At 37.6% G+C, this 14921-nt stretch carries 8 protein-coding genes; all 8 read right to left on the reverse strand.

What is annotated here, in order from left to right; genetic code table 11:
• Positions 1–85 precede the first annotated feature (85 nt).
• Positions 86–1687, reverse strand: coding sequence for a DUF4434 domain-containing protein (locus CTY47_RS07415; protein WP_099464212.1), 1602 nt, complete (start codon positions 1685–1687; stop codon positions 86–88).
• A 115-nt stretch (positions 1688–1802) separates the two neighbouring features.
• Entirely contained in the window at positions 1803–3206 is a 1404-nt protein-coding gene (locus tag CTY47_RS07420; RefSeq protein WP_099464213.1) for a DUF5018 domain-containing protein, read from the reverse strand.
• An 18-nt stretch (positions 3207–3224) separates the two neighbouring features.
• On the reverse strand, positions 3225–4814 hold the full coding sequence (locus CTY47_RS07425) for a RagB/SusD family nutrient uptake outer membrane protein (protein WP_233202121.1): 1590 nt from the start codon (positions 4812–4814) through the stop codon (positions 3225–3227).
• A 17-nt stretch (positions 4815–4831) separates the two neighbouring features.
• The gene (locus CTY47_RS07430) at positions 4832–8263 is read right to left on the reverse strand and encodes a TonB-dependent receptor (RefSeq protein ID WP_158228512.1); all 3432 of its coding nucleotides are present in this window, start codon (positions 8261–8263) and stop codon (positions 4832–4834) included.
• A 152-nt stretch (positions 8264–8415) separates the two neighbouring features.
• Positions 8416–9372 (reverse strand): FecR family protein, encoded by a 957-nt coding sequence (locus CTY47_RS07435; RefSeq protein WP_099464216.1) that lies wholly within the window; start codon positions 9370–9372, stop codon positions 8416–8418.
• A 78-nt stretch (positions 9373–9450) separates the two neighbouring features.
• Complete coding sequence (locus CTY47_RS07440) at positions 9451–10002, reverse strand: RNA polymerase sigma-70 factor (protein WP_158228513.1); 552 nt, start codon at positions 10000–10002, stop codon at positions 9451–9453.
• A gap of 359 nt (positions 10003–10361) precedes the next feature.
• Positions 10362–11723, reverse strand: coding sequence for an efflux transporter outer membrane subunit (locus tag CTY47_RS07445; protein ID WP_099464218.1), 1362 nt, complete (start codon positions 11721–11723; stop codon positions 10362–10364).
• A gap of 3 nt (positions 11724–11726) precedes the next feature.
• Positions 11727–14921, reverse strand: coding sequence for an efflux RND transporter permease subunit (locus CTY47_RS07450; RefSeq protein ID WP_099464219.1), 3195 nt, complete (start codon positions 14919–14921; stop codon positions 11727–11729).

A 14921-nucleotide genomic window follows, 5' to 3' on the forward strand; every position in this document is an offset into this window, starting at 1 on the left:
AGCAGTGGACATCTGTTTATAAAAGGAAAATTCCATGAATTATTTACTGAAACTGATAATCCCAAAACCATATTTAATAATTTCATCACTTTCCTTTCAGATACTTTTTATATTCATCAAAAGCCCCGGTTCCGGGTCTAAAAGTAGCCCAGCTAAAATTTGTAATTTTAGTTGTAAATAAGCCGGCTACAAATAATTGATCCTGCAATTCTTCCCAGTCTTTCGGCCTATAAGGAACATCCGGACACCAACAATTTTTAAATGATTCTATATCAACCCCAAACTCTACTCCTGTTTCATCACAAGCTTTTTTAACTTGAGTAAAATAATTAGGTAAATCAACGTCAACATCCACCAAACAACGCCCACCTATATCTTGTAAATAAAGTACATCTATATCCGGTGTTTTTTTTAAAATAGCTTTGAACCATTCACCGCACAAATCTGCAGGTTTTCCCCGGAATAAAGCGGGAGCTATGTGTACCGGATATTTTTTTGTCTTAGACTTACAATAAGCTGCAACTTTTTGCAAATAGTCTGCCAATAAATCCCTTGCAGGATTATTCTGCCAACATCCATCAGGAAAAGAACCATCATGAAATTCTTCCGTAATATACCACCCTGCGAAACAAGAACAGGAACCAAACATCTCATAAATCTCATCAATAACCAATTTGTTTTTTTCAAACAATACATCATAAGTTGCCTGTATATTTTTATCTCCGTTATAATCACCACCAAATAGTCCAAAGACCAACTTAAACCCCTGCCTTTCTGCAGCTGCAACCATATTATTTACTATAGGATACTGTATTTTATTCCAAGGAACTTTCGTATTCAAATACCACGAAACATCATTCTGATTGCCAAACCCCTGCGTATATTGAACAATCCATGTATCAATATCAACATCTTTACAAGCCTTGAAGTCGCTATCCCAGTCTTCGTTTTCATAGCCAGAAGTCAATTGGATAAATAAGCTATTGAATTGAGGTGTTCCGGCTTGAAGTTCATATGAAGTAAGTTGTTCTAAAGCATCAATTTTCACCTCTCCGGAATGTGCTTCCCCTGACTGATTAACTATTTCGATACGATAACCTACAAATCGAGATAAATTCAATGAGTCTTTAGAATTACCTTTCAAAAACTTAAACGAAGAATAAGGTATTACTAATCTTTGCCAGCTGCCACAACTCAGAATGATGTCATTCGTATAAACAAAATACACTCTCTCATCCCTCGAAGCTACCAAAGTTTCATCTTGTATCAAATGTATACGAAGTTGATCCATATTACCTTTTTCTCCTTTTATCCAAATAGATATACCTAAAGGACAAAATGAAAGATCCGGGCGATAGTCCGCCCATACCTCTTCTAACAGAACACTTTCTTTTTCTCCATCTTCAGGTTTTCCTGAAAAATTATACTTTAAAGAGAAAGAACCGTCTCCTTCTATTTTATCTGCTCGATCTACAGTTTTCTTAATTTTCGCCTTCGGACAATTCCTGCCCGGCTCAATAATATATACATTACAAGCTTCTTCATCATAAGTATTTAATAATTTAGTAGCTTTCACTTGTTTCAATAAATCGTTTGATTCTCCGGAGTTAAAAAAATCTGCCGGAGCACGATTAAATGAGCAAGCTGAAAAACACGCATACATAAATATCAATAATAGATTTTTCATAAAATCATACTTTTAACAACAATAAAGGCTGTCTAAAAACTCAGTTTCCTGAACTGAAACCTTTTTTATTTTAGACAGCCTTTTGTTGACTATTAACACCCTTAACCTTTAATACCTATTGTGGATAATATGTCATTTTATAAGCTATAATACCTGATTTATCCGCTGCACCACAAGCAATAGAAGCATAAATATACACCTCACAACCATTTACAATTGTTGCAACATCTCCATATTGATTATAGTTCACTTCACCATATACATCACTTTCCAATAACTTAAATTTGGCATAGTCTGCATCGTCCGGTACTAATGTCAGATTATTCTTATCCGTAATTTCAAAAACTTTCATTACAACACCATCCCAAGCCCAGAAACCTTGTTCCAATGTCACCAGAAATTTATCTCCATTTACCTCAAACACATCAAAATCAAATATTTTATATAGGTTATTTTTCGGATTCATCCGGATAATATCCATACTTGGAGGAAAGACCTCTAAACGGCTACCTTTTTCCAGTTTTTCACTATCATTGCCATCATATATACAATATGTAATATAATGATCCGAATTTTCATCCAGTGACTCACGCTTTACTGAAGCAAATGACCATGCTTCTTTTGCACTCGCATATTTAATAATTGTTGGTTTTGTATTTACCGGAACACCATCACGGAACTCCCAATAATAGAAATCGGTCATACCAGGAGCTGTTGCATAAATATAGCCCTTTCCTTGTTTCAGATTCCCTATCACACTCATTTTTCGTCCTAACAAACCCGGGCAACCAGCATCTTCCGTATAATTCAAAATTTCCTTTGCAGGGCTATTCTCATCATCATAATAATAAACAATAAAACCCGCACTATATTCATTATACCGATTTACAAGAATATGTCCCGCATCATCTGTTTTCACCTGCATGGTAAATGTAGTAGGAGCTGGTATTATCTTTTTGAACTTTCCGGTGATATTATCATATACCCTAACTCCATCTCCAGCGGTCCATATATCTGCATCATGCACATAAATATTATCTCCTGCAGCATCCATACCAGAAATATAAGGGCGGACAATTCCCATTTCCGTAGAATTCTTAAACCACATTTTTTTGAAAATTGTCTTTGGAGGGGTTGGAAGAATTTTAATAATATTCGTACGCTTTACACCTTCCCCATCAGTAACCGTAATTTTCAGAGGATCAGTAAAATCCATTTCACCTGTAATAGCAGGTTCTACATAGCAATTGTTCTCCACGTTGGCAAATGGTTTCAAGCGCGTTAAGTCTAAAGGAGAATCCTCCGTTGTAGGAACTTTAATATATAAAGTATCACCATCATTATACGGCCCTACCATTGTTGCACCATATTCTGTAGATCCACCAGGAATCTTTACGAAGAAATTTAATAGTCCTTTATTATATGTAACACCGTTATCCATATCCGGTGACTCACAACCAAATACTAGGAGCAGGAGCAAACTGCAATAAAAAGCATTCAATATTTTATTGGTATTCATAACATAATCTTTTTAGCATTATTTCCATTCATCAAATTGTTCACAGGCCGGATTACGCTGAATCTCAGTCAGAGGTATAGGAAAACGATAATATTTCTCAGGAAATATACGTTTCTTCCCTCCATCGCAATCTACCTGATCATAAGTAAATGTTCCATCTTCATTTCTAGTTATTTTCGTACCATGACAGTTAACGTTATTAAGGACAATAGAAGCCTGTTTCCAACGTCTTAAATCCCAATAGCGATGTCCCTCAAAAGCCAGTTCAATCATCCTTTCATGCCGTAATAAAGACATAAACTCAGACTTACTGCTTGCTGTAACCGGTTTATCAAATCCTGCACGCAGACGCACCTGATTCAATGCAATTAAGGCTTCACTTAAATTATCTTGTTGGGCCATAGCCTCAGCGTATATCAAAAGAACTTCTGCATAACGCATAGCATAATAAGTCAATTCTCCGGGTTGAAAACCATTCCTCTGGCCTTCATCAAACAGTTTACGCATATAATATCCCGTACATGTTGTACCACCGCCAATAGCATATCCATCAACACCTCCGACATAAGTTTCTATTTTACGTCCTTTCCAATCAGCTCCATTATATAAAATTGATGCATAAAAACGCTTTTCACGTCCTTCATACGGATTCTTTGCCTGTTCAGGATTATCCCAACTAAAATCAGATCCATCAGCCATCTGATAAGCCGATACTAACTCTTCTGTAGGGCTAACCTGCGCATATCCTTTGTCTCCAGGAGGACAATAAAAATAATCAAATGAATAACCAAAATTTGGAGATTGGTAGCCAAAATCAAGAATAGATTCTTTCGATGTTCCCGCGGCTCTTTTATAAGTAAATAATTTGGCATAATCATCTTCCAACTCATAAATACCTAAATCCATTACAGCCTTTGCTGCATCAGATGCTTTCTTCCATCGTTCAGCATAAAGCATATAACGGGCTTTAAAAGCCAAAGCCGCCCCTTTTGTCAATTTTCCTTGATTATTTTCTTTGTCCGAAACAACCTTTACAGGTAGATGCTCTATAGCAAAATCTATATCTCTCTCAATAAAATCCCAGCATTCTTCAACGGAGCTACGAGAGTTTTCTTTCTTATCCGGCAATTGTTCGAAAATAATAAAACTGCCACCATACACTCTTGACAACTTAAAAGAGACCCAAGCTCTAAAAAAACGGATTTCAGCTTCAGCCCGCAATGTTACTTCTTCCGGTAAGTTAGATCCATACTTTTTCAACCCATCCAGAAATTCATTACAATCACGAGTCCACGTATAAGCCCAATCCCAGCAGCCCATTGCATTATTATCCGGAGTTACCATCTGGCTACCAAAAATAAACAAATTGGCATCTGCAACCGGAGTATTCATTTTCAAAATATCTGAATGTGCATCATCTTCCACATAAGGCGTATAATACGTCTGCCCAATCAAAGGATAAAATTTATTCAAATATAATTCCAGATTTTTTTCGTTTGTCCAAGGCACTTCATCTGAATAAGACTTTGTCAGTTCAGGATCAAGGCTACAACTCGCCAAGCATGTCATTGCAAACAAACCAGTATAAATAATTATTTTATTTAGCATATCCATTTCGTATCATATTAAAAGGTTAAATTAAGTCCAAATTCCACCGTACGTTGTTGTGGATAATAGCCTTGATTCACATCCGGCATTTCAGGATCCAAATATGGCAAAGCATCTATCGTAAACAAATTTCCACCAGAAATATAAAAACGAACTCTTTCTATAGATATTTTCTGAGTTAATATCCGAGGAATCGTATAACCTATCTGAGCATTTTTCAAACGAAGATAAGCTCCGTTCTTCAACCACCAGGAAGATTCAGAACTCCCGTTTGAACGACGTGAAATACCTAATCGAGGATATTCTGCATTTGTATAGTCCGGTCTCCAAGCCTTTTCTATCAAATAATAAGGAGAGTTTCCATCACAGAAAAACGGCTGAGTGTAGAATGTATGATCCGAAAATTTACGATCCGAATAGTACCCGCACAAAGAAATATCACAAAGAGCAGCACCCTGGAAAAACATATTAAAGTCAAAACCTTTCCAATCTGCAGCCAAATTTAAGCCAAACATCATTTCTGGCGTAGCACTTCTTCCTATCCACGTTTTATCTTGTTCATACGTAATACGTCCGTCGCCATTCACATCCTTCAGTTTAATATCACCCGGCAAAGTAGGTCCTAAAACAGCACTGTGATCTATCTCTTCCTGTGATTGAAAAAGCCCTTCAGCTATAAATCCGAATTTCTGATTCATAGGTTTTCCTGTTAATCGTCTGTACTCCGGAACATTCGGGTCTTCAGTTGTTTCTATCACTTTATTTCTCGCCCATGATAAATTTCCCCGTACGCTATAATTAACTTCTCCTATTTTATTCCTATGTGTTAATGTTATTTCAAATCCACGATTATCAACAATACCGGAATTCAAATAAGCAGGAAAATAACCGCCCATAGAAGGAGGCATCAAATTTCCCTGAGCCTGCAGAATATCTTTTGTTTTCATATAAAAAAGATCCAATTCTGCGCCCAAAAGGCCATTCCACATTGATGTTTCCAGACCTATATTATAAGAAGTTGTTGTTTCCCATTTTATATTATCATTCGGAACACGATCTACACCCAAATAACGTCCCAAAGCATTTCCAATCATAACAACAGGGTCTTTTCCCATACTCATTGTACGTATATAAGCATAGTCGCCGGTTTCTCCAATATTATCATTCCCCAATTTTCCTACGGATAACCTCAACTTAAGATTATCGACAAAAGATACATTCTCTTTAAAAAAGGACTCATTAGAAATACGCCACCCCAAAGCTACTCCGGGAAAAAATCCCCAACGGTTATGCTGTGGTAAACGAGCGGAGCCGTCAATACGTCCTGTAAACTCAAAAAGATAACGCTCATCATAAGCATAATTTAAACGGGTAACATAACCCGCACGACGAAAGTTAGAATGTGAACCTTTCACCAAATCATCCAATACTATTTCACCATAATCCAGGTCCATAATATCCGTAATAGGGAAGCTTTTTCGTCCGGCAGACATTCCAGTACCATTATCTTCAGCATATTCATATAAGAACAATGCACCAACGGCATGTTTGCCAAATGTATTATCATAATTAGCAGAAGCCTGAACCGTAGAGCGCCAGGAATCAGAAAACCATTGGTTAATCGTTGCATCTCCACTAAGAGAATGACGTCCCCATTCATCATGATACGTCTTATCCCCCATGTGATATACCATCAATTTATAAGGTAAAAGAACAGACTTTTTCATTGAATATCCCTTGTCATACCCTAAATTCAACTTAAAGCTAAGCCCCTTTACGAAAGGTAAATCATATTTTATACTCATACTCCCTTCAAACCGATTACTCCTGTTATTCTGTTCTCCTGAAAGATCGCGGGCTGCCAATGGGTTTTGATTTCCATTATCTGGATTTAGGCTACCAGCATAACTACCATCAGGTCTGAAAGCCGTAACAAAAGGATATGCCAACAATGCCTGACTAAAAATAGATGCATAACTATTTCCCAATCCGGCACTTAATCCAGGTTCTTTCTGAGTCGATTGATTTGCAGCAATATTAAATGATACTGTTAAGTTATCAATCACCTTTGCATCTAAATTTGCCCTTACATTATACCGATCGTACGACGTACGATCTATAATTCCATTTTGATTAAATGCACCAAGTGAAACAAAATATTTAAACCGGTCATTCCCTCCATTCAAAGACACGTTATTAGTAAATGTAGGCGCAGACTTCTTGAACAGGAGATCAAACCAATCTGTATTTCCAAATATCTCTTCCGGATCTCCATTTATAATTCTATTTAAATCACTATCCGAAAAACGGCGAGCCTCTTTAGGCACACCATCCATTTCTTCTGCCTTATCGTACCAATAAGCATAATCCGGTCCATTAAGAAACTTCGGAAAATTTGTATTCATGCTTATCTGAGCAGACGTATTAAAAGTTATCGTTGGCTTTTGTTGTGAACCACGTTTAGTAGTAACCAAAATAACACCATTCGCAGCACGAACACCATAAACTGCCGCAGATGTCGCATCTTTCAGGATAGTAATAGACTCAACTTCATCCGGATTAATGTTTGGAAATGGCCTTTCAAAGCCATCTACTATAACCAAAGGATCATTATTTCCTAAGGTATTTGAACCACGAACTAACAAAGAAGCGCCATCGGATCCTGGTTGGCCAGCTTCTTGTCTGGTTATCAAACCTGGCAAGCGCCCCTGCAACATAGATGATAAATTCCCGGATGTTGCGGTTTTCAAGTCTTTCGCTTCAATCTGAGCAATAGAACCCGTAACATTTATTTTACGTTGCGAGCCATAACCAACAACAACAACCTCGTCCAAAGTCTTAGTATCTTCTTTCAAAACAACTTTAACAGTATTCCTGTTTCCTACACGGATATCCTGAGAAACATATCCTATATAAGATACCTGTAATATATCATCCGGTACTACTTCGATCGAAAAATCTCCATCAATACCTGTAATAACCCCTTGTTTGGAACCTCTCACAACTACATTTGCTCCAATTACAGCCACTCCAGCAGGATCCAGAACAACACCTGTTATTTTCTTCTTTTTAGTAGATATGCTCTGTTTTACTTTTAGAGAATCTCTAGAAGCCAAAACAATCTGGTTACCGGAAACTTCATAAGTGATATTCGTTCCTTTAAAAATATCATTCAAAACATCTTCCAGTTTCTGATTCAAAACATCAACAGTGACAATGCGATCCAGATCTATCATACTGGCATCATACATAAATGACTGGCCTGATTTCTTCTCAATAGCTTGTAATACTTCTTTGACAGTAACTTTTTTAAGATTAACTGTGATCTCCTGTGACAGCAAGTTGTTAGTACTTGCATAAGCGGAAGATACAGGAGAGAAAAGACTAAAAAATGACAATAAAATGCCATAAAAACCTTTTTTTAAGCAATAATTTCTGTGTTTATTCATAACTTTGCAAAAATCAAAGAGGAAACTTGCATAATACACAACTGCAAATCTTGTTTTATGCGTTAACTTCTCAAGAGAGAGGGTCGTTATACGACCCTTTTTCATTAATAATCAGTATTATTTCATAGGCTAACATTTTTCTATTAAACTTTCTATTTGATACTCACATTTTTTTTATCATAGGTTATTTCCATAGGATTTATACGAGACATCATTCTCAAAATTTCATCCAACTGCTCCGTCGTAATTGTAAATGTATATTTATACTTATCTTTCAAATTATCTGCCAGAACAATATCCACATCATACCATTGATTCAAATACTTAACAACTTCACTCAGACTTTTTTCTTCAATCTTGAGTTTCTCTTGTGCCCATAATGCATTGAAATAAGCATCCGTATTTTCGATAAAAGCATTACCCGTACTTTTATCCAAAACAGCTGCTTCACCGGGGTTTATCCATAAAGGATTATCTATAGGTGTCTTCTGAAACGATACTTTACCGGATAGGAGGCTAACAACCAATTCTTCTTTTGTAGAGTTTATACTAAATGAAGTACCATATACTTTAACCAACGATTGATCGACATTGACAAAAAACGGATGCAAGGAATCTTTCTTAACCTCCAGATAGGCTTTACCTTTTATTTGTATGTTACGATTTTCCGGAGAAAAATCATTAGCATAAATAATCTCCGAATGAGGAGCTAACCAAACTTGAGTTCCATCAGGAAGTGCTATTTTACTTTTACCATTTAATGTTGCATACTGGAAAACAACAGGGCATTCCTTGTCTGAATGATTAATAATATATAATGAAGAAATAGCTATCAACAGGATAACGACCGCAACTGATCTATAAATCCATTGAAATGGAATAGCTATACATTTAACTTTTTCTGAAATACGCTTATTTACTATTTCCCAGGCTCTCTCTTTATCCGGATTAAAAGAAGAAGCTTTATATTGAATCATATTCCAGATTTTCTCTACATCTTTCTGTAAATCCACTGAAGAAGCCTTCTTAGCATCTAAAAGCTGAGATGAATCTAAGGACTCCCCTCTTTTTAGCTTACGTATTATATTTATCCAAAAATCATGTTTCATAATAAACCCTTTATATAAGAGTCACCCTATGAAAGCATAACACGTAAGCCTCCACGTTTATTTAACATTGATTTGCAATTACCAAAGATATGAATAATTATTCCCTAAATATTGCCGGATACGCGATAAAGCGTTAGAGATATGAGTTTCTACAGTACGAATAGATAAATTCTTTAGTTCTGCAATCTCTGCATTGGAAAGATTTTGTTCTCGGCTCAGGCGAAAAATTTCACTACATTTTTCAGGTAAAGATAGTATAGCTTCTTGTATAATATTCTGAAGTTCATGCAATTCTATTTCTTCATTCTCACAAGCAACATCATATGGCATCTCATCACAAAATACAATATGTCGATTATCCCTATAATAATTTAAAGTTCTATTCTTTACCGCTTGAAACAAATAAGATTTTAAGGTTAGTTGTATTGTTAACTGTTCACGTTTATCCCACAAATAAACAAACAAGCCCTGTACAATTTCCTCCGACGCAAACGTATCATCCAAACTTATATTGACAAAACGGCACAACGGAACATAGTACTTATCAAATATAAGTCTAAAAGCTCTTTTGTTTCCTTCTTTTACCTGGTTTAAAAGAGCAATATCATCATTTACAAAATCGTCATTCATGACACTGTAAAAAACACATTTATTCGAAATAATTAAATGGCATATACTATAGTACATGAAGANATTATGAATTTACAGTGTTTACTTTAAATAATTTTATTATTATTGCAACGAGATTTGATTTTATGAATAAGAATAGTCATTTTAATTATAGCTGTTGATATAAAAAGGCCTTTTTTTATTATATTTTAGATATTTGAAACTATAGTTCTTCATGGACTACCAATCAATGGAAGATATGAGAAAAAAGAGCCTGCTTCATCAGGAACTGAAATTTCCTTTTTGAAACAAGCTCAAAAACAATAGAAAAGGTTTGGCTAAAATAATTTAAATTTAGATATATGGATTTAAATGCTTCCTTATTCTCTACCTCCTCCCAAAGCATGATAAAGATTTATTATACTTTGAATCTTGGTAAAATGATTGGCTGTTTGTGACAATTGTGCATTTAATAGTGATTGACGGGCTGTCAGCACTTCCAGATAGGTGGTCGTACCATGCTCCATTAATAAAGAGGTACTTTCCAGCGCTTTTTGTAAAGAAAGAACTTGCTTTTCAAACAAATCCATTTTTGCTTTACTGGTCTGGCAAGCAACTAAAGCATCATTGACTTCACTACCTGCATTCAGGAGAGTTTGCAAAAACATTTGGTTTGCTTCTTCCTGTTGTGCTTTGGCTATACGGTATTGAGCCATTATCTGTCCTCTATTAAATAAGGGTTGTGTAAGAGAGCCAACTGCTGATGCCAGGAATTTACCAGGATTGACAATCATACTTCCTGCCGAATTAGTCCATCCGGCACTTCCGTTTAATACAATAGATGGATAAAAAGCCGAACGCGCCTGATTGGTTGCGTAAAAAGCCTGTTCCATCGAACGCTCAGCCGAACGAACATCAGGGCGGTTTGACAACATTTGCATAGGAACTCCGACTGCTACGTCTTCTGGAAATTGCTGACCTGCCAATTTACCACGTTCGTAACGACGTGGAGTTTCAGCAAGCAATAATGCAAGGCTATTCTCCACCTGATTGATTTGTTCTTTCAAGTCAAGTATGGAAGTTTGTACACTATAATAAGCAGCTTCCATTTGAGATGTGGAAGCCTCATTGGCCAAACCGGCTTCCATTAACGCACGAGTAGAAGCTACTGTTTCTTTCCAGGATTCTTCTGTTTGTTCTGAGATAATTAATTGTTCATCCAGCATCAATAGCGTATAATATACATTTGCTATTCCGGCAATCAATTGAGTACGTACGGCTTGCTGATAATCCTTACTTTGGGCATATAACGCTTTAGCTTGTTGCTTTGCATTACGCATACGCCCAAAAATATCTAGCTCCCAACTGGCTGTAACAGGCAATGTGTAGGTCTTAGTTGTTTTACTACCGTCAAAACTGCTTAATGTTCCTTGGGGTGCAAGAGCAAATGAAGGCAAAAAAGCGAGTTTTGCCGACATCAATGCCGCTTCCGCCTCTTCAATCCGTAATTGAGCAGACAAGAGGTCTGTATTATTTTGCAGGCCTTGCTCGATAAGAGTTTGCAATTGCGGATCTGTAAAAAGCTCTTTCCAGCTCATATTACCGAAGTTAGTCGTATCATCAGTAATTACCTCTTCTCCGTATAAATTATCCGGAGTCGTCGTAACCGGCTTATATTTGGTATATATGCCGCAACTGCTCAGCAGGGCAATTGCGGCTGTTAACAAGATTATTCTCTTCATATCTTAATTATTTTCATTGTTTAAACCACTACGTTCAGTTTGGCTTTTTTGCTTTTCCAACGCAACTTGGATATCGGCTTCTACTTCCATCGGCGGACGGATTTTTTCTTGCATATATTCAAAAATTATGTAGAACACCGGTACAACGAACAATAATGCCAATGTCCCAATAGCCATACCTCCGATAACACCTGTACCCAACGAACTATTACCATTGGCTCCGGCTCCGGTAGAAAACATCAACGGAAGCATACCGAAGATCATTGTAAGCACGGTCATCAAAATCGGACGCAAACGAGCTTGAGCTGCCGAATATGCAGATTCTATTATTCCCATTCCTTGACGACGACGCTCAACAGCAAACTCTGTAATCAAAATCGCAGTCTTGGCTAAAAGGCCTATCAACATGATTACACCAGTCTGCAAATAGATGTTGTTTTCTAATCCGAATAATTTAGCAAACAGGAATGACCCCATCAAACCAAACGGCACAGAAAGAATGACAGCCCACGGAACCAAGAAACTTTCGTATAGACAAGCCAGAATCAAATAAATGAGCAGGATGCAGACTGCATAAATAAAGAGCGTTTGTGAACCTCCGCTACTAGCTTCTTCACGCGCCATACCACCATATTCGTAACCGTAACCCGTAGGTAACATTTGTGAGGCTACTTCCTCAATAGCTTTCTGTACTTCACCTGTAGAATATCCTGGTACCGGATTCACATTGACAGTAATACAGCTAAAAAGGTTAAAACGGTTGGCTACTTCGGGACCAAGTACTCTTTTTAGAGTTACAAACTGACTTATAGGAGCCATTTCCGTACCATTTCGTACGAACATATTATTTAGAGCCTGTTCATCAAGGCGATATTCCGGTGAAGCTTGCGACATCACTCGATATACTTTCCCAAACTGATTATAGTTGGAAATGTATGATCCACCACAATAACTGCCCAATACATCAAGTACTGCCGAAGGCGAAATGCCTGCACGTTTACATTTGGCAGCATCCACATCTACTGCTATCTGAGGAAAATTCATGGCATACGACGTATAAGCCATTGCTATTTCAGGGCGTTGGTTTAAGGCTCCGATATACTGCATGGCATTCTTGTAGAACGTACTCATGTCCCCACCCGTACGATCTTGCAAATTCAGTTCAATAGAGTTACCTAAACCGTATCCTGGTATCATACCCGGCTGGAAACAAAATATTTGTGCTTCTTTAATTTGAGCGAATTGTGCATTCAAACGTGCTACTACGGCATCGGAAATATGTTCACTGCCTTTACGTTCATTCCAATTCTTCAAACGAATGATAGCCATACCGTAAGAAGTTCCCTGCCCTGCCAAAAAACCATAACCAGCTACGCGGGAGTAGTGTTCAATTTCCGGTGTGTTTTTTAAAATATTTTCTACTTTATCCAATACTTTCGTTGTTTCTTCCAACGTACTACCCGGGGCAATAGCGACATTAGCCATGATAGTTCCCTGATCTTCCTGTGGAACAAGACCTGTTTTTGTATTGCTGATCAGCCATCCCAATAAAATGACGGATGCAATCATTCCTGCCCACACCATCCAACGGTGATGAATAAAAAACATAACACCTTTTTTATATTTACCCAACACGGCATTGAACGAGGCATTATAAGCAGCACGTACCCGTCCGTTAATACTTTTAGCACTTTTATTACCATCGCTGGGACGCATCATCATGGCACAAAGAGCCGGACAAAGTGTCAACGCACAAATCATGGAAAGTCCCACAGACGTGGCCATTGTTACACCGAACTGCGTATAGAAGATACCTGAGGTTCCCCCCATAAAAGTTACAGGTACGAACACTGCCATAAATACGCACGTACAGGAAATAATAGCCATCGTTACATCTCCCATCGCGTCTTTTGTCGCCTGATAGGGCGATGTATAGCCTGCATCGAATTTTGCTTGCACAGCTTCCACCACCACAATGGCGTCATCCACCACCGTACCGATAGCAAGCACCAAGGCAAATAAAGTTAATATATTGATGGTAAATCCGGCTGCTGTCAGACAGGCAAATGTTCCTATTAATGAAACAATGATCGAAATAGAAGGGATAAATGTACTTTTAAAGTCCTGAAGGAAGAAATATACCACAAGGATTACAAGTATGATCGCTACAATCAATGTTTCTACTACATTATAAATAGAGGCAAAAAGGAAGTCGTTAGAACTCATCATTGTAATAAATTCCATACCGGCAGGCAATTCTTCTTCCATCTTTTTTAATTCTGCAGAGATACGTTCATTTACTTCTGTAGCATTGGATCCTGCAACTTGGTAAATCATAAATGTAACGGCAGGCTTACCGTCCATTTGGCTATCGAAACCATAGCTTAATGTCCCTAGTTCTACCTTAGCAACATCTTTAAGACGTAATACAGAACCATCTTCTCGAGCACGTACAACGATATTCTGGAATTCTTCCACACTTTTCAGACGTCCACGATACTTCATAGTGTATTGGAACACATTTTTCGAATTCTCGCCTAACGAACCGGTTGGAGCCTCAATATTCTGCTCTCCCAACACGGCAGTCACATCTGAAGGTATCAAGCCGTATTGGGCCATACGTTCAGGATTCAACCAGATACGCATACTGTAAGTATCGCCTAGCTCCATAACATCACCTACACCTTCAATACGTTTGATACGAGGAACAACGTTGATGTCTAGATAATTTCCAAGAAATGTTTTATCATAGCGCCCGTCAGGACTTACAAGAGCATCGATTTGCAAAAAGCTGGTTTGCCGTTTTTGTGTGCTGACACCTATACGAGTTACCTCCGCCGGTAATAAACCTTGCGCTTTTGTTACACGATTCTGCACATTGACCGCCGCCATGTCAGGATCTGTTCCCTGTTTGAAATAGACTTCAATAGTTGCCGAACCTGCATTAGTAGAAGTAGAAGTCATGTACATCATATTTTCTACACCATTGATACTTTCTTCCAATGGCATGATGACACTATTCATCACCGCATCGGCATCTGCTCCGGTATAACTTGCCGATACATGGACTGTAGGCGGAGCAATATCCGGATATTGTTCGACAGGTAAAGTGAAGAGAGAGATCAATCCAATCGCCAAGATAAGAATAGAGATGGAAATGGCCATAACAGGCCGTTTGATAAATATGTTTCCTTTCAT

Source organism: Parabacteroides provencensis (assembly GCF_900232875.1).
Taxonomy (GTDB): domain Bacteria; phylum Bacteroidota; class Bacteroidia; order Bacteroidales; family Tannerellaceae; genus Parabacteroides; species Parabacteroides chinchillae.